The organism is Streptomyces sp. NPDC051738 (genome assembly GCF_044453205.1).
GTDB lineage: Bacteria > Actinomycetota > Actinomycetes > Streptomycetales > Streptomycetaceae > Streptomyces.
Map to the genome: position 1 here is coordinate 397,555 of NZ_JBITCM010000008.1, position 20,438 is coordinate 417,992.

The 20,438-nt window shown below is 67.9% G+C and carries 18 protein-coding genes; 9 read left to right on the forward strand and 9 right to left on the reverse strand.

Features of this window, described 5'->3' with window-relative positions:
• Window positions 1-6: 6 nt before the first annotated feature.
• The 4 genes from ACIA8X_RS21615 to ACIA8X_RS21630 all read right to left on the reverse strand — a co-directional run bounded on the left by ACIA8X_RS21615 (window position 7) and on the right by ACIA8X_RS21630 (window position 4,890).
• Window positions 7-744, reverse strand: a complete 738-nt coding sequence (locus ACIA8X_RS21615) for a hypothetical protein (protein ID WP_399458890.1) — start codon at window positions 742-744, stop codon at window positions 7-9.
• A 527-nt stretch (window positions 745-1,271) separates the two neighbouring features.
• Window positions 1,272-1,586: a hypothetical protein gene (locus ACIA8X_RS21620; protein WP_399458891.1), complete on the reverse strand. Its 315-nt coding sequence runs from the start codon at window positions 1,584-1,586 to the stop codon at window positions 1,272-1,274.
• A 125-nt stretch (window positions 1,587-1,711) separates the two neighbouring features.
• Window positions 1,712-3,385, reverse strand: coding sequence for a PQQ-binding-like beta-propeller repeat protein (locus tag ACIA8X_RS21625; protein ID WP_399458892.1), 1,674 nt, complete (start codon window positions 3,383-3,385; stop codon window positions 1,712-1,714).
• On the reverse strand, window positions 3,385-4,890 hold the full coding sequence (locus ACIA8X_RS21630; RefSeq protein WP_399458893.1) for a hypothetical protein: 1,506 nt from the start codon (window positions 4,888-4,890) through the stop codon (window positions 3,385-3,387). Before ACIA8X_RS21630 ends, ACIA8X_RS21625 begins: the two co-directional genes overlap by 1 nt.
• Window positions 4,891-5,450: 560 nt before the next feature.
• Between ACIA8X_RS21630 and ACIA8X_RS21635 the strand changes: the two genes are divergently transcribed.
• The 7 genes from ACIA8X_RS21635 (at window position 5,451) to ACIA8X_RS21665 (ending at window position 10,710) form a co-directional block, all read left to right on the forward strand.
• Complete coding sequence (locus tag ACIA8X_RS21635; RefSeq protein ID WP_399458894.1) at window positions 5,451-6,218, forward strand: hypothetical protein; 768 nt, start codon at window positions 5,451-5,453, stop codon at window positions 6,216-6,218.
• Window positions 6,219-6,344: 126 nt separating this feature from the next.
• On the forward strand, window positions 6,345-6,632 hold the full coding sequence (locus tag ACIA8X_RS21640; RefSeq protein WP_393450132.1) for a WXG100 family type VII secretion target: 288 nt from the start codon (window positions 6,345-6,347) through the stop codon (window positions 6,630-6,632).
• Between the two features lie 57 nt (window positions 6,633-6,689).
• Window positions 6,690-7,910: a WXG100 family type VII secretion target gene (locus ACIA8X_RS21645; protein WP_399458895.1), complete on the forward strand. Its 1,221-nt coding sequence runs from the start codon at window positions 6,690-6,692 to the stop codon at window positions 7,908-7,910.
• A gap of 12 nt (window positions 7,911-7,922) precedes the next feature.
• Window positions 7,923-8,705, forward strand: coding sequence for a hypothetical protein (locus ACIA8X_RS21650; RefSeq protein ID WP_393450126.1), 783 nt, complete (start codon window positions 7,923-7,925; stop codon window positions 8,703-8,705).
• Complete coding sequence (locus tag ACIA8X_RS21655) at window positions 8,702-9,199, forward strand: hypothetical protein (protein ID WP_393450123.1); 498 nt, start codon at window positions 8,702-8,704, stop codon at window positions 9,197-9,199. The genes ACIA8X_RS21650 and ACIA8X_RS21655 overlap by 4 nt, the downstream gene beginning before the upstream one ends.
• A gap of 260 nt (window positions 9,200-9,459) precedes the next feature.
• Window positions 9,460-9,807 carry a hypothetical protein gene (locus ACIA8X_RS21660; protein WP_393450120.1) on the forward strand — a complete coding sequence of 116 codons (348 nt, stop codon included), beginning with the start codon at window positions 9,460-9,462 and terminating at the stop codon, window positions 9,805-9,807.
• Window positions 9,808-9,825: 18 nt separating this feature from the next.
• On the forward strand, window positions 9,826-10,710 hold the full coding sequence (locus tag ACIA8X_RS21665; protein ID WP_399458896.1) for a hypothetical protein: 885 nt from the start codon (window positions 9,826-9,828) through the stop codon (window positions 10,708-10,710).
• Window positions 10,711-10,904: 194 nt separating this feature from the next.
• Here the strand turns inward: ACIA8X_RS21665 and ACIA8X_RS21670 are convergent, their stop codons facing one another.
• From ACIA8X_RS21670 to eccCa, 5 genes are all read right to left on the reverse strand, one after another.
• The gene (locus tag ACIA8X_RS21670; RefSeq protein WP_399458897.1) at window positions 10,905-11,513 is read right to left on the reverse strand and encodes a hypothetical protein; all 609 of its coding nucleotides are present in this window, start codon (window positions 11,511-11,513) and stop codon (window positions 10,905-10,907) included.
• Window positions 11,514-11,552: 39 nt separating this feature from the next.
• Entirely contained in the window at window positions 11,553-12,269 is a 717-nt protein-coding gene (locus ACIA8X_RS21675; RefSeq protein WP_393450109.1) for a hypothetical protein, read from the reverse strand.
• Window positions 12,270-12,309: 40 nt separating this feature from the next.
• Entirely contained in the window at window positions 12,310-13,611 is a 1,302-nt protein-coding gene (locus ACIA8X_RS21680) for a hypothetical protein (protein WP_399458898.1), read from the reverse strand.
• Window positions 13,608-13,922, reverse strand: coding sequence for a hypothetical protein (locus ACIA8X_RS21685; RefSeq protein WP_393450103.1), 315 nt, complete (start codon window positions 13,920-13,922; stop codon window positions 13,608-13,610). The genes ACIA8X_RS21680 and ACIA8X_RS21685 overlap by 4 nt, the downstream gene beginning before the upstream one ends.
• A gap of 80 nt (window positions 13,923-14,002) precedes the next feature.
• On the reverse strand, window positions 14,003-17,941 hold the full coding sequence (gene eccCa / locus ACIA8X_RS21690; protein ID WP_399458900.1) for a type VII secretion protein EccCa: 3,939 nt from the start codon (window positions 17,939-17,941) through the stop codon (window positions 14,003-14,005).
• Window positions 17,942-18,203: 262 nt separating this feature from the next.
• Between eccCa and eccD the strand changes: the two genes are divergently transcribed.
• Window positions 18,204-19,667, forward strand: coding sequence for a type VII secretion integral membrane protein EccD (eccD, locus tag ACIA8X_RS21695; protein WP_393450097.1), 1,464 nt, complete (start codon window positions 18,204-18,206; stop codon window positions 19,665-19,667).
• Between the two features lie 291 nt (window positions 19,668-19,958).
• The gene (gene rpsO, locus ACIA8X_RS21700) at window positions 19,959-20,246 is read left to right on the forward strand and encodes a 30S ribosomal protein S15 (RefSeq protein ID WP_393450094.1); all 288 of its coding nucleotides are present in this window, start codon (window positions 19,959-19,961) and stop codon (window positions 20,244-20,246) included.
• Window positions 20,247-20,438: the final 192 nt, after the last annotated feature.

The window sequence follows — 20,438 nt, forward strand, 5'->3', positions numbered from 1 at the left end:
TGGGGTTCACCTCGCCAGGTTCATGATGTGGATGCCGAAGGTGTCGGCGAGGTCGCTGGCCTCGTCCATCCACGGCTTTCGGTCCTCTTCGTTGTAGTCGGCGAAGTCGCCGGGCAGGTTGGCCGAAGCGCGCCCGTCGACCGCGCCGGTGGTGACGGCGACGGCGTACGTTCCGACGGGGTCCCCGCCCATGCCGTTGCGCCTGCTCTCCTGCCACTTGGCCGCGAGCGTCCCGGGAACCTTCAGCGGGACCACCGCGGCGTCGGGGTGGTCCTCACCCGACTGATCCTCCAGGTACTGGCCCAGTTCCGACCCGGCTTCTCCGTCCTTGGGCATCACGACGATCGCGACCGTGGCCACCATCTCACCGGTGAGATCGACGTACGTGGCGCGCAGCACGGCCTCGCAGCCGAGCTCCAGCGCCTTCTCCTTGGTCTCTCCGCTGAGGCCCTTGGAGCACGAGGTGTCCTCGGAGATGCCCATCCGGTTCCACTGCGCGATCTTCTTGTCCGATGCCTCGTACTTGTAGTTGGGAGGGTTGCCGATGGTCTCCGGGAAGAGCGCTTCGGTGGTCTCGTTGCGCCACACCACCGACGTGTAGTCCTGGTTGGGTATCACCTGCTGCGCGTTGCTGTACGCGTGAGCCACCAGCGCGCCGCCGCCGAGCATGCCGAGCACGCCGAAGACGGTCAGCACGATGCCGAAGGCCTTACGGCCGGTCCGTCCGCCGCCCGAGGGAGGCACCGGCGCCCCGGGCACCGGGCCGCCGGGGACGGCGTACCCCGGAACAGGGCCGCCAGGGACGGGCCCGCCAGGGACGGGACCTCCGGGGACGGGACCTCCGTGGCCGGGATGGTTCGCGGGCGGGGCGTACCCACCGTACGGAGACGGCCCCGGCTGAGCCGGAGCGGCAGTCGGAGGAGGCCCCGGGGGCGCCGCCGGCATGGGCGGCTGCACCGAGCCCTGGCCCGACCCCTGCCATTGCGGTTGCCAACCACTCTGCGAGGGCGGCTGCCCATGCGGATTGCCGCCGCCGGGCGGCGTGGGGTAAGTCATGGTTCCCTCTCACACGTCCTTCTGCGAGGGAGCACGATGCGTGGTCCGGGCTCACACGAAAGGAGCCCGCATCTCCACCGACCCGTACCTCAGGTCGCCGCGGGGCTCGACTCGAGCCACTCGCGCACCTTTCGGCGCCCCCGTGAGTCTCCCGACACCTTATGACCTTCGCAGACGCAAGGTGCGTCCGGTCCCGTGGAGCTCCTATAACGATCTTATTGACGGGCTTGTCCGCGGTAGTGGGCGATGGCCGTCTCCACCGGGTAGTTGGGGACGACGACCGTCTCGCCGGTGTCCTTGGCGACGATGACCTGGCTGCCGCCCGGTGCCGCGGGCAGGGGCCGGCCCGAGGCGTCGGTTGTGGGCGGAAACGTCGCGTACACCAGGTAGCCGATGTCGAATTCGTGGACGTGCAGGGTAGCGGGGGTGCCGTCCGGCAGTTTGGGTTGTGCGTAGCGGTTGCGGACGATGGCGAGGGCCTGTTCGGGGGTTGTGGGTGGGGTCGGTGGGGTGGGGGCGTCGGGTGGCATGAGGCCGGTGGTCTCCGAGGCGCAAGGGGGCGGGGGCGTCATACGGCCAGGGGGTCGGGGCCGTCATACGGCTGGGTGCCCGATCCTCGAGGGAGTCGGGCACCCAGCCGTTGTCTGTGTCGTCGCTAGTCGGTGGTGGGGAGAGCCACCAGGGTGTACGCCTGGTCCCCCAGGCCGGTGAGGGGGTCGGCCAAGGACATGAAGAGCCGGTCCTTGTGCCAGAACGGCGTGCCCCTGGTGGACATCGCCTTGCGGACTTCGATCGGGTATTCCACGATCGTCTTCATCGAACCGTCCTCGGCTCCGAATTCGACCAGCTCGGGTCCCTTGTCGTTGTCATTGTTGGTCACGTAGGCCAGGATGCGATCGCTTCCGGCAGCCGGCAGCGGGTAGTACTCCTTGAACTCGACCGCCTCCGTCTTCCACAGCTGCTTACCGCTGTCGAGGTCGTACGCGACCATGAGGCCCTTGCTCTTCTCCTCGGACACGCCCATGACGAATGTGTCACCGAAGACGCCGGCCTCCGGCCAGCGACCGCCGTCCGAGCCGGAAGTGTGGAGGTATTCGGCCGGCTTGGCGGGGGAGAACTCGCTGCGTACCTTCCCTGTTTTGTCGTCAAGGGAGAAGAGCGCTTCTCCGTTGTCGCCCTCCCGGATCATGACGATGGGAGAGGTCGACAGAACGTTGCCGCTGGAGAGCTCGCCGAAGCTGTCCTCGGGGATCTCGTGACGGTAGGTCCAGCGGGGCTGCCCGGTGGCCGGGTCGACCAATGAGACCTCGTCCCACCCGTCGCCCCAGTTCGGGTCATCGGGATCGCCGATCTGGCAGTGACGGACCCTGAGCAGCGCCTCGCCGCCGCTGAAGCCGCCGCTGGGGCAGTCAGTCGTAGCGAACCGCTTCGGATTCCAGGCCGGTGTGCCGTCGGCCGCCTTCAGGGCAAGCGCCGTGTTTCCGCCGTTGATGACGACGACGTCGCCGGCACGAGCGACCGACGCACCGTCCGAGGAGTCACCGAGGCTGATCTTCTTGTCCCAGAGCTTCTTGCCGGTGTTGAGGTCATAGGCCACGACGTGGTCGCAGGCTCTGTTCTCACCATAGGTGACGACACCGATGTTGCCTGAGGAGTTCTCGGGCGCGATACACGAGTGGTTGCTGTCGCCGGGGAGGGAGGTGGCCCACAGCTGCTTCCCGGTATCGAGGTCGTACGCCTTCACACCGCCGGTCAGGGCCTGAACCACCGCCTTGTCGGTGAACCAGGTGCCCCGATTCGTGTTGATGCTGGTGTCGACGGTCGATCCCTGCGGCTTGGGGGCGGCCACGCTCCACAGCACGTTGTTGCTGGCCGAGCCGATGAACATGTACCAGGCCCCGTAACCGGCCCCACTCAGGACGAGTACGGCCATGACGAGCAGCACGATCATCCCGACCGGCTTCTTGCGAGTGTTCCCCTGGTGAGGTGGGCCGGCGGGGCCACCGTAGCCGTACCCGGGCGGGGGCTGCTGGCCGTACCCCTGCGGGGGTTGCTGGGGGTAGCCGTGGCCGCCCGGCTGAGGTTGTTGCGGGTAGCCGTAGCCCTGCGGGGGCTGTTGGGGATGGCCGTATCCCGGCGGGGGTGCCTGCGGCGGCCCCGGCTGCGGGGCCTGCTGCGGCGCACCGTACCCGTACTGCTGCGGAGGCTGTGGCGGGCTCTGCGGCGGCGCCGGAGGCTGCTGGGGGTAGCCGTATCCCGGCGGGGGCACGGGTGGTGGAGGCTGCTGGCCGTACCCGCCGCCCGCTCCCTGCGAACCGTCTGTCGTCATCAGCTGTTGCTCCTCACATAACTGGCCCAGGCGGCCTCGAACTCGCTCTTGCCCATGCCCGTGGCCTCGCGCAGCTGCTGATCGAGCTGGTCGGGGTTGTCGTAGTGGTCGGTGACGAACTTCAACGCCGCGGCCTCGCCACCCTTTTCGGCGATGAACCGGATGGCCATGTAGCTGAGCGTGTAATTCGTGGAGACCTCGTCGTCGAACCCTGCGTCATTGGGCAGCGAACCCCCGAATTCCTTACCGGTGACGTCGTTCCGGATGCTCCATTCGCCGAGCTCACGGTCGAAACGGAACGCCATGTAATCGGCGAAACCCTCCACGACCCACCAGCTCGTGTAGGTCTCGGAGTCGAAGCCGGAGGCGCCCTCGAGCGGCTGGACGATGGCGTGCGCGAACTCGTGGTGGGAGATCTCCTGGACGAGCTTCGGCCAGTACGTCGCGTTGGTGAAGCGCTTCCCGGACATGTCCATCTTCACGCGGGCGCCGCCGTACTCCAGGTCCTTCTCGTCACCGCTGGAGTTGGCGTCGAAGGCGGGCATCGCCACGCTCTGGCCGGCTTCCCACTCGACGGATTCCGAGCCGTACAGGGAGGAATAGGTCTTGCGGTCGCGCTCGAGAACTGCCACGAATCCTGTGGGAGTCTCGGTTCCCGCGGGCCCCTTCGACTTCCACAGCTCGATGTCGTCCTTCGCGGCCTTCTCGATGTACGGCGCGAAACGGTCCGTGTCCGCGGCGTACTTCTTGTCCGAGATCGTGAGCGTGTGGTCCTGCTTCACGACGTGCATGTCCTCATAAAGGTCCCAGGGCGCCGAGTTGTACACGTAGCTCGCGGAGCCGTAGGCGTCGGCCGAGGGCCCCACTCGGGTGATCTGCGGCTCGGCGTCCTTCGATTCCCGCTTGATGATCCAGCGGTACCACTCGGACACCGGCCGGACGTCCACGTTCTGGATCTTGTGGACGAAGGCGACGTCGAGGGCGACCGTCGCCCCGTCGCCGTATTCGTCGGTGGTGTTGCCGCTCTGGCTGAGGATGGAGTACTCGGCCTGCGAGAAGGGTATTTTCCGCAGGTTCTGGAAGAGGTTCTGCTGCGTGTCCTTGGCCTTGCCGGTGAAGGGGGCGAGATAGGCGTCCTCGTCGCCGCTCTTCAGCGCCTGGCTACGGCCGTCGAGCAACTCCTCGATGTCCTCGGGGCTGAGCAACTGCTCGCTCTCCGAGTCGCCGCCCGCGTTGGGCAACGAGCCGCCGCCGACCGCCTTGTACACGGCGAGCCCGCCGACTCCCAGGACTGCCAGCACGGCCAGGACGACCACGCCGATGACGGCCTTCTTCAGCCCCTTGCCCTGATCGCGGCCGCCGCCTCCACCAGGGGGCGGCTGCTGCGGGTACGGCTGATGGGCCCCAGGCCAACCAGGGACCGCGCCGGGCTGAGGCGGCGGCGGGTAGCCGGCGTATCCCGGCGTGCTCTGGGGCTGGTACGGCGCGCCGCCCTGCTGCGGCACCCAACCTCCCTGACCCTGCGGAGGTCCCTGCGGATACGCGCCGCCCGGCCCTCCGGGCGGCGGAGGGTACGACATGAACTGCCTCTCCCATGAGTCTCGATGGCGCGCGGGACCAGGTGGTGCCCGCGCATGCGTAGGAGAGCGCGTGGCTGCGAAGCCCACCGAGAACGGAGCGTTCCGCTCAGGAGGTCGACTTCAGTGTTTTCGCACGGGCGATGACTCGCCGCTCATGCCTCAGCTTCCCCGTTAATGCTCATGACAGCCTACTAGCAGGTCAATTGAGGGCCTGGGTGGTTCCCTTTCCATGTGGTAAAGCTCGTGAAGATGTCGTGAACCCGAGGTTCACGGCTGCCCGAACGAATCCCGGCGAAGCTCTACCGCGCCCGGTGCTTCGCCTTCACGGCGCCCGTGGCGCGCTGAGTATGGACAGTTCCGCGAGGTGATGTGGTCCTCCTGTGGAGGAGCCGTCATGGGGCCGCTCTGTCCCACCCGCCCCACGACACGCACGACTGACCTCTGAGATCCTGAGGCTCGTCATCGTCAACGACAGTTGGGCGGCCATGAACCACAGCAGCCAGGGATGGGCTTCGGAGGGGCAGCCGCAGGCTCCGGGGCAGTACGGACAGGCTCTGGCGCCGACGCCGTATCCGAACCCCGCGCCACTGACCATGGTCGAGATCCAGCACTACTGGCTGAGCAGGTACGACCGGGTCACGGCGGGGGAGCCGGCCGCCATCATCCGCTCGGCGGATCCGGCGACGAAGGGCCACGCGCTCGCGTATGTCCACGTGCCGCAGGACGCCCCCAAGGGAGGGCGCACGGCGCGGCCGCCGTTCCACGTCAGCGGCCCGCAGGGTGAGTCGTTCTGCTCTGTCCGGTCCATCGGCGAAGGCGGTTACGACGTTTACGGCGGCGACGGCACGGCCATCGGGCGGATCACTCGGCGCGACGGACGGGTGCTGCCCTGGCCGCGTCGTGCGCACTGGACCCTGCAGCCGGCGACCGGGGCCCAGCCGTTGACGGCGAAGCGGGGAACGGTGCGGGGCTGGATGCTCTGGTCGACCCTCGGGTTCCCGCTCTACTTGGTCTTCTGGGTGGTCTCGGCCGTCCAGGGGCTGCTTCTGCTGCTTGTCGGCGACAAGGACGAGGCGAAGAAGGAAACGGCCTGGGAGCTGGGAGCTCCGAGCCGTGCCCTGTGGCATCCGTCCGGTGGCTCCGACACCGTCGTCGACTACCGGGGCGGCAGCACCTTCCACATCGAGTCGCAGCGGCTGGACCTCCGGCTCGCCTACGCACAGGCCGTATTGCACGTGTGGGACGGCATCTGACGGGCAGCCGCACCACATTGGCAACCGCGAACCTCCTCATGTATCACGGAGGTTGGCGCTCCGATAATCTGTGCGGCGGTCAATGGATCACTACTACATGGATCACGACTACGGGGAGACACGGGGATGGCGGACTTCCAGATCGATGTCGATCGTATGAAGACCCTGATCAACAGGTTGGACCAGGTGGACGACCGCATGCGCGGCGCCCAGGAGCGGCTCAACAAGGTGGGCCCCAAGGGCCTGGGCACGGACGGCCTCGACAACGCCTGTGACGACTTCCAGGACGACTGGGGCGACGGCATCAAGCGGATCGCGGACGCCTCCAAGCAGCTGCATGAGGGGCTCAAGAAGACTGTCGAGTCGTACGAGTCCGTCGACCGGGACCTTCAGAAGGGCTTCAGTCAGAAGTAGTCCTGGCTACTGCCGTTCCGCAAACTCGCACAACTCGCACACAACGGGGAGAAGACGATGGGAATGTTCGACGATCCCAACTGGCCAGGTCTGACGTTCAACCCGGCCAAGGGTGATCTGCACACGATCGAGTCGCTGGCGTACGACGTCAAGACGGTCGGCGACGAGCTCGACGAGATGCGCGAGATGCTGGTCAGCATCGGCAAGACGGACGGCGTGTGGGACGGCGAGGCCGCCAAGAAGTTCCAGGACAAGGTCGGCGAGCTGCCCAAGTACCTGAAGCAGGGCCACGAGTCGATGGCCGCCTGCTCCAGGGCGCTCCGCAGCTGGCACGACGAACTCCAGACCATGCAGCAGCGGGCCAAGGGCCTCGAGGACCAGGCGTTCGAGGCGCGCAAGCGGCTCGACCAGAAGAACGAAGCCGTCGACCGCGTCAACGTCAAGATCGAGGGCGCGCAGTTCCGCCAGCTCACCGAGCAGGAGGCCAAGGCACTCGGAGAGGAGGCCAACTCGGCCTCGGCGGCGGCCAAGGACGCGGCGTCCGACCTTGAGTCGCTCATCGACAAGGGCGAGGCGCTGCGCAAGAACTGGGAAGAGGCGGCCGAGAAAGCCGAGAAGGCCATCCGCGAGGCCGCAAAGAACCGGCCGCCGGACTTCAGTATCTGGGACAAGGTCACGGACGGGCTGAAGGGCGCCTGGGAGGGCTTCAAGGACTTCCTCGCCGACAACGCGGACCTGTTCTCCAAGATCGGATCCGTCCTGTCCATCCTGTCTCTGGCAACCATGGCCATTCCGCCCGTGGGGGCGGTGCTCGGGGCACTGGCCATCGGCGCCAGCGCGCTCGCTCTGGCCGGTTACGGGGCCCGGGTGGCCCGTGGTGAAAAGGTCGGGGTGATGGACTGGGTCGGGGCGGGGCTGGGCGTGCTGCCGGGCATCGGAGCGGTCAAGGGACTGACAGCGGGTGCGAAGGCGGCCAGGGCCGCGGCGACAGGCAACCGACTCAAGGGTGTCTTCTCCAACGCCGATGAGATGGCGACCTCGGTCAATGTGGCCAGGGGCATGGCCGACGGTCTCATGTACAAGGGCCTGGCGAAGGCGGGCAAGGCCATGGGCCTCAGCGACGAGGTGGTGGACGTCGGCAGCGCGGCCATGCGCGGAACGCAGATGGGCGTGAAGGGTCTTGGCCTCGGCCTCGGCCTTGTGACAGGTGGGTCGAGCACCCAGACGGCCAGTGCGCCGTCCAGTAATGCCTTCATGTCGGCGGCAGGAGCGGCGTAACCGATGGACACGATGCTTCCCGGCGACGGCTCGGCCCATTCCGCGGCTGCCGCCCTTGAACGCCTGACGTTCCGGGTGCCGCCCGCCTTTTTCGAGCTACCTGTCTATGAGGCTCCGGAGGAAGTCGGCCAGGCACTGATCGAGCTGGCCCAGGACATTTATCCGGAGGGAAACGCCGAACTCTGGTTCCAGTACGCGGCGGCTCAACTGCCCGTGGTCGCCCAGATGATGGAGGACGGAATCGGCTACGCCGGATTCTGTCTGCTCGACCTCGACGGGCGACGAAGCACGGCGACGGTGACCGCCAAACTCCTGGAGTCCGTGCCAGGAGGTGGGCGGATGACCGCCTCGAGCGTTGCGGCGGAACTCGCGGGTGCCGGGGACCAGACTCAGATCGAGACGGTCTGGCTCGCGGCGGGCGAGGCAGCGGCCCGGTTCACCTCGGAAGTCATCAGTCTTCCCGCGGAGATCACCGATTCCGGTCGAGTCGAGGAGGTGGAGATCGGGAAAATCGCGATCTTCCTGCCACTCCGCCGCAACGCCGAGGTGGCTCTCTTCGAACTCAGCACTCCTTGCATGGAGGACTGGGACCTGTACTCCGAGCTCTTCTTCACCATCGTGAACACTCTTGAGGCGAACAACGGCGAGAGCGAGAGCCCGGTCGTCGGCGAGACCCCCGTCCACGATCCACACCCGCAGCAGCCGGCGACCCAGCCTCCCGGTGGACCGACAGACTTGGCGAGTGGCGCCGACGTCCCCCTGCAGACGAAGTCCGTGCGAGACGTGTTCGGATGAGAAGCGAACCCGGCACCGCTCCCGAGGAGGATCTGGGCCTCTTGCCGGTGACGGCTGCTCAGATGGCGGCGGTGCCGGGGCTGACCGAGGCGGCACGGACGATCGGCGTCGACAAGAGAATCGACTACCTGGCCGACCCGGACGTCGCGGCGATGCTCCAGCGCCATCGGAGGCTGCTGGGCAAGATGAACTCACGCGGAGTGTGGGGAGGCCTGCTGTTCACTCCCGGAGCGGTGGGAGCCTGGTTCCTGGCCGATACCACCGACGCGGGCGAACTCGGCACGGCGGCCGCTGTGGTCCTCTACACGCCGGCGGCGCTCCTGATCGTGCTCAGTGTGTACCTGCTGGCACGGGCCTTCTGGTTTCGCCGTGTCTGGGTACGCGGTGGGACTCGTGATCAGGTCAATGGATACCTTCAGGTCTTGTCGGCAGCCGGGCTCCCCCACCGCATGCCCGCGTGGCTGAAGCCGGTCACCGGAAAGAGATGGCGATGACGAATACTGTCTTTAGCGTGCAAGTGCAGCCTGCGCATGAGCAAACAGAATCCGGCTATGAGTGGGTCATCAGGGTACGAGGCGGTAACCCTGTCTACCTTCAAGGAGACGCTCCGAGGTCGGACAGGCCGGATGACCTCGGATCCGGGTTCACCCTCCATGAGGATCAAGCAGGTCACAAGCCCTTGTGTTCCGTGGCCCGGCGGACGACTGGGACGAGTTCGGACGGCAGTTATGCCGTCATGGGGCCCGGCGGAGAGGTGTTGGGTGTACTGCGGCCGCCTGCCCGACGGAGCCGCTGGCGGCCCCGGTACGAGATCGAACTGCCCGATGGCACGAAGCTGGTCGGCCGCGGTGGAACCATCGGTTCGTGGGTTGTCTACGTCGTACTGTCGCCGCTGTTGCTGATCTACAACGTGGCGAGTTTCCTCGGCGGATACGGTCTTGATGGGCATCTGCCCACGCGTACGGCGTGGCGGACAAGCGGCGCCCTTGGAACCGCTCCCCTGAAGTTCTACGGGATCACCGACAAGTACAAAGTTCGCACGACACGCTTGGACGCGCGCGTGGCCTACGCGCAGGCCGTTCTGCACACGTGGTCCAGTTAAGTCGAGGCCGTTCGCACCATGAACAACACTCCCAGTGATCTCCTGCCGGTAAGCGGCAACGCGCTGACCGCTCATCCACAACTCGACACCACGGTACGCCGATTCAGCAGTCTCTACGGCCTCGACTACCTCGACGACCGCAAGGTCGGAGCGATGCTGGCCGAACGGCAGGCTGACATCCGTCGCACGTCGTACGGGGCCTTGGTCTGGGTCTCCTCGCTCGCCGGCACCTCCGGGTTCATCTGGTTCCTGTGGGCCGGGCTCAGCAAGCCCGAGAACATCGCTGTCGCGATCGGCCCACCGGCGGTGCTGATCGTTCTGGCGGTCGCCGGCTTCGTACGTGCCTACCGCCAGGCCAAGCGGCAGCTGCGGCACCCGCACCTCGAGGGCTACCGGCACGTGCTCGCTGCGGCGCTCGCTCACGGGGCACCGGTCACGCACATCCCTGACTGGCTGATCGGCCGCAACGGCAGCGGTGAGGGAGCCGCCCCGCTGCCTTCGTACGCGGCACCTGTCGGCAGTCCGGCTCACAGCGGTGCGCAAAATGCTCGGGCCGGGGCTTCCGCGCCGCTCCCCCCGAAGCCGCAGGCAGTCGCTGAGTACGAGCGGATCGCGGATCAAGGCGGCTCGCACGACGAGATCGGCTGCCTCCTGGTCATCGGCGCGGCGGTGGGCGTGGGGACGGGCTTCACCAAGGACATGCCGGTGGCCTTCGCTGCCGGGATCCTCGCGCCGGTCGCGATCTGGTTCTGGGTCGCGGGCTACCGACTGGGCAAGCGGAAGAGTGCGCTGGAGGCCGGGGCGCGTGAGTACGTTCAGCAGCTGACCGCGGCGCAGGCCTCCGGCGCCGTGGTTCCGGAGCTCTCGCCGCAACTGCGCAAGCTCCTCGACGCTCCCCGATGACGGGGACGATCACCATACGACGACCAGGATGGCACTCTGGTCGTGATGGCGCCCGACGGTGCCCAGCTGGGTGTGCTTCGGCAGCCTCCCTGCACACAACGGTGGCGACCACCGCACGAAATGGAACTACCGGACGGCACGAGACTGATCCGCTGTAGCGGAACCGTCACGTCGTGGGTTCACCGCTCAGGACGTCAACCGACCCGCGCCCCCGCCGCCTTGGCCCGCTCCCGCGCCTCGGGGCTGACGCCGCGCTTGCGGGCCGATGTCCGGCAGTCGACCGCCTCGCGCTGGGCCACACCCATCAGCCGGCGCGGTCCGGGTACGGCGACGACGCCGAGGAAGCGCGGGTCGCCCGCGAACCAGACTTCGTCGACGTCACCGGACCTGACCTTCCGGATCCAGAACGTGTAGCCGCTGCCCAGGAAGCTGCCGTAGCCGAGCGAGACACGCTTGTCGGGATCCGGGTGCTCGGGATCAGTGAAGGAGAACCGGGTGGTGCCGTTCTTCGCGATCGAGGCGGCTCCCGGGACCGACTGCCACGGGTAGACCCGGAGGATACGGCGCAGTGACAGCACGCCCGAGACCCGCGCGGTGTTGAGCATCGCCACGTAGATCAGCACCAACAGCGCGGGCATGAGAACCCAGAGGGTCCACACCGGAGTCAGAAGCACCGCGTACAGCCAGGCCACGAAGGACGCGAGCGAGAGCAGGAAGGCGCACAGCCGGAAGGAGGCCGTGCGGCGCCAGGCCCGGCGGGTGGCCGCATCGTCGTATGCCGTCTGCGTCAGGGGAACGTCCACTGCAGTTCACTCCATAGGGGCCGTCAGGGCCATTGAGGGTCAGCCGAAGACCGCGCGTACGGACGCCTCGACCTCGGACTCGGGAATCTGGGCCTTGAACTCCTCGGGGAGCGGGTTGTCGAAGCTCACCATCTCCGCCATGCCACGGTGGATGTCACGGTAGTGCTCGCGCGCGGCCACCGCCGTGGTGGTCAGCGTGAGGATCGCGAGGTTCCGTCCGTCCGGGAACGGCAGGTACACGGTCGCCTCGTAGAGCGAACGCCGCTGGGCGTCGGCCGCCTCGGGCAGCTCCACCAGGGCCTCGGTGAACGCGGCGGGACCGCAGGGCAGGTCCGCCACGGCCACCGGCAGCGCGTTCTTGCGAGCCGTCGCCGCCTGCACCGCCGCCAGCTTCGGCGGGGTCCAGGGGATCTCGCGCCGGGCGAGCGTGACGACCGACTCCAGCATGCTGCCGTCGTCCGCCTCGTGCGCGCCGATGGCGAAGCTCACCACGCCTTCCCGCTGCATCTCCAGGGTCAGCACCCTGGCCTGGGCGAGCTGGTCCAGGAAGTCGGCCTGCTTCTCCTCCGGCACCAGCTCCAGGAGCGAGTTGACCGCCTCGACCACCCGGGCGCCCTCGGGGGACTCCGGATCGGCGAAGAGGTCGTGGAAGGGGACCTCCACATAGCCGGGCGCCAGCGCGAACCACAGGTCGCAGCCACGCTCCATGGCCGACTCGTCGATGGCGTACTCGAGTTCGTCCGCGTTGTCGCTCAACGGTTCAGACCCTTCATCGCTGCTCAACGGTTCCAGCCCCTCAGTGCGCGCCGAACAGGATCTTCAGCGTCTTCAGGGCGGTGGCCCCGTGGCCGGCCCCGTCGAAGCTGCCGGCCCGGACGCCGTCGGCGCCGGTCGCGGCGTTCTCCGCGGCGGGGTTCTTGATCTCGTCCCACAGGTTCTTGGCCACGCCGTACGTGCCGGTGAGCGCGCCGGCCCCGGAGACCGAGACGTCGACGATCTTCGCCGCCGTTGCCGGGTTGGCAGCGCCCTTCACCAGCCAGGTGGTCAGGGGGTTGTCGGCCGCGTGGATCCGCTGCGCGGCCAGCCAGGTCTTGCCGCCCGCGCTGGAGAGCTTCTGCCCGAGGGTGAGGGCCTCCGCGCCGGCACTCGCCGACCGTGCGGCGCCGTTGATGCCGCGTGCCGCGGCGCCGATGCCCGGGACCATGCCGAGGGTGTCGCCGACCACGCCGACCGCGTTGTTCCAGAAGTCCGAGTCGAACTCCCCCTTGGTGAAGCCGTCCTTGAGCGAGGCCCGGACCACAGGGTTCGACAACCGGCTGATCAGCGTGGCCGCGCTCGCCGCCGCCGCGACCAACAGCAGGATGGGGCCGACCGGGACGGCGAAGAACAGGGCCGCGAGGCCGGCGATCGCCGCGATCGCGCCCAGGATGTCGGTCAGGTTGTCCCCGACCCAGTCCATGGCCTTCTCGAACCAGTTCGGCTCCTCCGGCGCCAGCTTGTCCGTGGACTCCCGCAGGATCCTGGCCTTGCCGCGGGCGTCGGTGGCGTGGTTCTCCTCCAGCTCCCGCGCCTTCTTGATGACGTCGTTGTACGCGGTCTTGGCGTTGTTCACCGCCTCGCGCGCGTTGTTGAGCTCTTCGGTCGCCTTGTCCAGCCGCGCCTGGGCGTTCTTCAGCTCCGCGTCGTCGGTGAACGTCTTGCCCGCGAGCTTGAGGTCGGGATTGGCGGCGGCCGTCTTCTCCGTGCCCTCCGCCGTCTCGATCTTCCCCTTCGCGGTCTGCGCCTGGCCGTCGAGGGTCCTGGCCCGGTCCTGATAGCCGTCGAGCGCCTTCTGCCAGTCGGAAAGCGCGGTCGTGGCCTTGGTGATGGAGGTGTGGGCGTTCTGCAGATTCTTCGGCAGCGCCCCGTCGAGCTGCTCACGGAAGGCGACCGCGGCATCTCCCTCCCAGGAGCTGCCCGACCGCAGTTTCTCGATCATCGTGTGCGCGTCGGCGAGGGTCTGCGCCGACTTCTGGAGCTTCGCCGTCAGGTCGGACACCACCGAGACATTGCCCGGTACCGGGTTGAAGCCCAGGTGCGTGTACGGGTTCGCGCTCACTTCGCGCCCCCTTCGGCAGCGGCCTTGCGGAAGCCTTCCTCAAGCGCCTGGTCGACCTCTTCGTAGTTGGCCTTGCTCTGGTTGACGCTCTCCGCGAACTTGCCGGTCAGCTGCGCGATCTGCTCGGAGCCGTACTTCCAGTGCTCGTGGAACTCCGCGCAGGCGGCGTCGAGGTCCTTGGTGCCGATGCCTTCCGCGGCCACGTCCTGCATCCACTTGCGGACGTTGTCGAGTTCCGTCTTCGCGTCTTCCAGCGTCTTTCGGAAGCGACCCAGTTCCTCGGTGTCGGTGTTGAAGTAGTCGGTTGCCACAGCTTTCCTCCCCGTTGGACGGCTGGAACACAGGAGGGGTGGACCGCGGAAGCGGCCCACCCCTCAACACCGGAGCAGGCTCAGCTCTCCGGCAGGTATCCCGTCTGGACCAACTGCCCACTGGTCCGACGCGAGATGAACTGCCCACGTCCCGGCGGCATCGGCGCGGCCTTGATGTTGTTGAACACCGGCCCCTCCTGCGGATCGCCGGAGAGCACGATGCCCTGCGCGCCGAGCTCCTTGATCCGGGTGAGCACCGGCTCGAAGGACGAGCGCGAGGCACCCGAGGTGGTGCGCGCCAGGATGATGCGCAGACCCAGGTCGCGGGCGAACGGCAGGTACTCCATGAGCACCGACAACGGGTTACCCATCGACGTGGCGACCAGGTCGTAGTCGTCGATGAAGATGAACGCGTCGGGCTCGTTGTACCAGCTGCGGTTGCGCAGCTGGTCCGGGGTCACGTCCGGGCCGGGCATACGGCGGTTCATCGAGCCGGCCAGCGACTCCATGACCTCCTGCAGCTGCGGACCCGAGGCGCAGTACTTGTACATGTGGCTCTCGGGCACCTGGCCGAGCAGCGCGCGCCGGAAGTCCGACACCACGAACAGTGCCTTGTTGGTCGCGTACCGCTCGGACACCTGCTTGGCGATGAACCGCAGCAGCGAGGACTTGCCGGACTCGCTCTCGCCGTAGATGACGAACAGCGGGTCGGTCTCGAAGTCCACGAACACCGGGGACAGCGTGAGCTCGTCGACGCCGACCGCGATGCCGCGGCTGCCGAAGTCGCCGCCGCCGGGCAGCTCGGACGCTTGGAGCATCGTCGGCAGCATCCGCACCTTGGGCGCCGTAGCGCCCTGCCAGGCGTTGTTGACGCTCTGGACGAGATTCGCCATACCGTCGGCCAGGTCCTCCACCGCGGGCGACCCGTCGATCCGGGGCGTGGCTGCGAGGTAGTCCAGCTTGTCCGGAGACAGACCGCGACCGGGCTTGCCCATCGGCACGTTCTCGGCCCGCTTGCGGTCGAACTCCGACTCCATCGCGTCACCGAGACGCAACTCGAGACGGCTCAGGATCTGGTCGCGCAGCGCCGGCCGCATCTCGGTGTACCGGGTCGCCGTGATGATCAGGTGGACACCGAAACCGAGACCGCGGGTCGCGATGTCCGCGATGACCGCGTCGAGCATCTCGTAGTCGTTCTTGAACGTCGCCCAGCCGTCGATGATCAGGAAGACGTCGCCCCACTTCTGGTCGGGGTAGTGGCCCTGCGCCCGGCGGTTACGGAACGTGGCCATGGAGTCGATGCTCTTGGAGCGGAAGAACTCCTCACGGGCGTTGAGGATGCCGTGCACCTCCGCCACCGAACGACGGACCTTCTCCTGGTCCAGACGGGAGGCCGCGCCGCCCATGTGGGCCAGGTTCTCCAGGGCGAGCATGCCGCCGCCGCCGAAGTCGAGGGCGTAGAACTGCACTTCGGTGGGCGTGTGCGTGAGCGCGAACGACGTGATCATCGTGCGCACGAGCGTCGACTTGCCGGACTGCGGGCCACCGACGATCAGGGCGTGACCGGCGGAACCCGAGAGATCCGCGTACATCACGTCACGGCGCTGCTCGAAGGGCTTGTCGACCAGGCCGACCGGGACGACGAGCTTGCTCTGGGCGTGGTACCCCTCGGCGTGCAGACCGCGCTCCGCGCTGATGTTGAGCACCGGCAGGATCTGGTCGAGGCTGAACGGCTCGTCCAGCGGCGGCAGCCACACCTGGTGGGCGGGCGGGCCCTGACCGTCCAGGCGGCTGACGATGACGTCCAGCACGGTGTCGGCGAGCGCGTCGTCGACCTGGTTCGTACGGGTCTCGGGCTCCGGGTCGGCGAGAATCCGCACCGGCACGGGCGCGGCGGTGAACAGCACCGGGGAGCGGTCGATCCGTCCGCCGCCCTGGACCACCGGGCCGTTCGGCCTGTAGGTGCCGGACACGTACGCGGCCTTGAACTGCACCATCGTGCCGGTGTCGTACTTCAGGATGCCCGCGCCGGGGACGTTCGGCAGGTGATAGGCGTCGGGCACACCGATCGCCGTACGGGACTCGGCGGCGGAGAAGGTCCGCAGACCGATGCGGTACGACAGGAAGGTGTCGAGGCCGCGCAGCTTGCCCTCTTCGAGTCGCTGCGACGCGAGCAGCATGTGCACACCCAGCGAACGGCCGATACGGCCGATCTGGATGAACATCTCGATGAAGTCGGGCTTCGCGGCGAGCAGTTCGCTGAACTCGTCGATGATCAGGACGAGCGACGGAAGCGGGTCGAGCGCGGCGCCCGCCGCACGGGCCTTCTCGTAGTCGGTGATGTTGGCGTAGTTGCCGGCCTGCCGCAGAAGCTCCTGGCGGCGGGTCAGCTCACCGGTGATGGAGTCACGCATGCGGTCCACGAGCGTGAGCTCGTCGGCCAGGTTGGTGATCACCGCGGAGACGTGCGGCATGGAGCCCATGCCGGTGAAGGTGGCACCACCCTTGAAGTCCGCGAGGACGAAGTTGAGCGTCTCGGACGAGTGGGTGACCGCCAGGCCCAGCACCAGGGTGCGCAGCAGCTCCGACTTACCGGAACCGGTGGCGCCGACGCACAGACCGTGCGGGCCCATGCCCTCCTGCGAGGCCTCCTTGATGTCCAGCATGACCGCCTCGCCGCTCTCGCCGAGACCGATCGGGACACGCAGCCGCTCGTGCAGCGTGCGCGGCCGCCACGTGCGCGAGACATCCACGCTCGCCGCATCACCGATCTGCATCAGATCGGTGAAGTCCAGGTTCGCGAGCAGCGGCTCGTCCGCGTCGGCCGCACCGAGGCGGAGCGGCGCCAACTGCCGGGCCAGCGACTCCGCCTGCGCCTGCGACAGCACGTCGGGCATGCCGGTGAAGACACCCGTGCCCGCCTCGAGCTCCATGCCGTCGGGGTACACCCGAACCGACAACGAGCCACGCAGCTCGTCGAGTTCACCGGGCACCACCTCGAGGATGGTCACGCCCTGAAGGCCCTCCGCGGAGGCGAGGACCGAGTCCGCCGGCACACCGCCGCCGTCCAGCACGACGACCACGTGCGGCTGGTCCAGGACCGGCTGACCGTCCCGGCTCCAGCGGGACCGGCCCTCCAGCTGGTGGGCGATCGCCTCCTCCAGCTCACCGAGGTCGTAGCACACCAGCCGCCGCGTACCGGCACCGTCGGACTCCTTGTGCTGCATGTGCGGCAGCCACTTGGTCCACTCCCAGTCCACCGCCGCGCCCGGCGCGGCCACGACCGCAATCACCACGTCCTCGGGTGAGTGCAGCGAGGCCAGTTGACCGATCACCGACCGAGTCTGGCCGTAGACCGTCTCCGAGTCGCCGGAGATCGTCACGTGGTAGAAGGAGCGCAGCCCGATCGCCAGCGGAAGCTCGTTGATCGTGCCGTAACTCGCGATGAACTGCTGCATCGCATGGGCGGTCAGCGGCTCCAGCTCGTCCACCGGCGCCGTCTCGGGCGCGACCAGGGGAGTCGCCAACTGCTGCGGACCGAGACCGATTCGCACCTGCGCGAAGTCCTGGTCGGTGGAACGCCGCTCCCACAGCCGGGAACCCTCCGCGACCAGCGCCCACAGCTGCTCCGGCGCCGGGTGGAGGTAGTACTGGGCGTCGCGCTGCTTGTGCGCGGTACGCCGGATCTCACGCCGCTTCTGGGCCAGGTACTTGAGGTAGTCCCGCCGCCCCTCGGCCATCTGCCCGGACGGCCCCTTCCGGGCCCGCACGATCTGGGCGATCAGCATGGCGACCGTGGACACCATCATCAACATGCCCATGATCTTCATAAAGCCCTGGGCACCAGGCATGAAGAAGAACGCCGCCGACGAACCCATGCCGAGCATCGGCAGCAGGTTCATCAACAGGCTGTCGTCCTCGTTGCGAGGGATTTCGGGAGGGGATTCGAGCTTGACCTCCTCATTCGGCACCTCCGGCGGGAACACCCGCGGCGGGCGCTTGACGATGACGACGCTCACCGGTCCACCAGTCCTTCACGCAATCGCAATCTTGAACCGCCCCCGTCGTGACGGCCCCCGTACCTACGCCAACTCGTGCCGGTCGAAGCCGGGTCCAGGAGTCGGGCGTTGATCCTACTGTTCTGCGGGGACATTGAGTCGGGAGGGGATGGGGAGATGCCGCGTAAGGACGGTAGGGTGACGCTCCAACCGAAGCGCGGAGCGGGAATCGCCCTGGCAAACCGCGACGAATCACCGAGTACTGGACGAGGGGGAACCGTCAGTGAGTACGGTTTCAGCAACCGGATTCTGCAGAGTCACGGTGGCGGCACCGAACAGCCGGATCGATGTGGCACTTCCCGAGGATGTGCCGCTCTCTGACGTGTACCCGGAGATCCTCCGGCTCTCGGGGCAGACGCCGGAGGAGGCCGCGCCCACCGGGTACAACTTGGTACGCAGGGACGGCTCCGTCCTCGACGACGGCCGCTCGCTCGCCGAACTGCAAATCCGCGACGGCGAACTGCTGCTTCTGCGGCCGTTCGCGGACTCCCTGCCACCCGCCGTCTTCGACGATGTCGTGGACGCCGTGGCATCCGCCGTCGAGACCGACCGCCGCAGCTGGAACGACGGCATGATGCGCGGCGTCGGCCTGGCTGCCGGGTCGCTGCTGCTGATCATGATGGCCTTCGCCCTGTGGTTCTCCGAGCCGATCGCCCACGACATGAACGGCCTGCCCGGCATCATCGCCGGCGTCACCGGCGTCGTGCTCGTCGCGCTCGCCGCCGTACGGGCGCGGGTCTACGACGACCACCTCGCGGCCGCGGCCCTGGGCCTGGCCTCGCTGCCCCACCTGATGGTGGGCGGCTCGGGCATCGTGGGCGTCGCCGCGGGCCAGGGGCCCGGCCGGCTGCACCTCCTGATCGCCCTCTCGGTCGTTCTCGTCGCCGCGGTGCTGCTCGTCCTGATGCTGCCGCAGAACGACGCGCCCTTCATCGCCGCCGCGTTCGCCTCCGGCGTCGGTGTCCTCGCGACCTTCTTGGCGATCGTCACCGAGGCCGAGCCGCGTGAGACCGCCGCCGTCACCGCCGTGGTCATGGTCGCCGTCATCGGCTTCCTGCCCGGCTGGTCCGCCCGCTTCGCCAAGCTCCCCATCGGCTTCCGCTCGCCCGACCAGATCGCCAAGCGCGGACGCTCGGAAGACCAGCAGGAGCAGGAGCCCGTCGACTTCCAGGTCATCAACGACCAGGCGCGCCGCGGGCACGAACTGCTGCTCGGTCTCGTCGGCGGCTGCGCCCTCGGCGGTGTCGCCTCCGCCGGCGTGGTGCTCGGCTTCTCCACCAGCGGCTGGGCCCAGCTGCTCTCGCTGGCGGCCGGCCTCGCCCTGCTGATGCGGGCCCGCCTCTTCCTGTACACGTCCCAGGTCGTGACCCTGATGGTCTCCGGCATCGTCACGATCTGCCTGCTGGTGCTCGGCCTCGCCCTGAACCCGCCGGCCGACATCCTGAAGGAACTGCTCTACAACGACAACAGCGCCCCGCTGGACATCCGCACGATCTGGCTCGCCGCCTCGGTGGCCCTGGCCGCCATGGTCCTCGTGGCCATCGCCCTGATCGTGCCGCGCAAGGGCATGACCCCCTTCTGGGGGCGCATGCTCGACCTGAGCGAAGGCGCGGTTCTGCTGTCGCTCGTCCCGCTCTGCCTGGCGGTGCTCGACCTGTTCAACGCCGCCCGAGGCATGACAAGCTGACCGCCGACCGGCCATGAGCAGCACACAGCGGCTGCCACCTGCGAAGGTGGCAGCCGCTGTGTTGTGCGCTTGGTGGTGCGTGCACCGCGACGACCTCGCCGGACCACCCCGCCGTACCGCGGTCAGGGCGGCGCTCCCGGGCTGGTACGCTGTGTGACGGCCGTTTGTGTACGCGCCCCCGGTCCACCTGGGGGCAGCGCCCAGCGGAACCCCGCCTCCCGAGTCACGGAAGCTCCCCTGAGTAGCAGACCAGGGGCACTCGGCGGCAATCACAGATCATGAGGAGTACGCGTGTCGCTCGACGCCGCTACGAAGAAGCAGATCATCAGCGAGTTCGGTACCAAGGAGGGCGACACCGGCTCCCCCGAGGTCCAGGTCGCGATGCTCTCGCGCCGTATCTCGGACCTGACCGAGCACCTCCGGACCCACAAGCACGACCACCACTCCCGCCGTGGTCTGCTGATCCTGGTCGGTCAGCGCCGCCGCCTGCTGCAGTACCTGGCCAAGAAGGACATCCAGCGCTTCCGTACGCTGGTCGACCGCCTCGGCATCCGCCGCGGTGCGGCGGGCGCCAAGTAAGACGCCGTGAGGGGAGCGGTTCCCGGAAGGATCGGGAGCCGCTCCCTTTGCTGTACGTGCGGAGCGTCAACCGTCCGTGCGGAAACATGCGGAGTGTCACACACGCTTTGTAGTGTGGTAGCAAAACGCAGTACGCGTGCCCCAGCACGACAAGCAGTAGAAGAAGCAGTACAACAAGCAGTACAAGAAGCA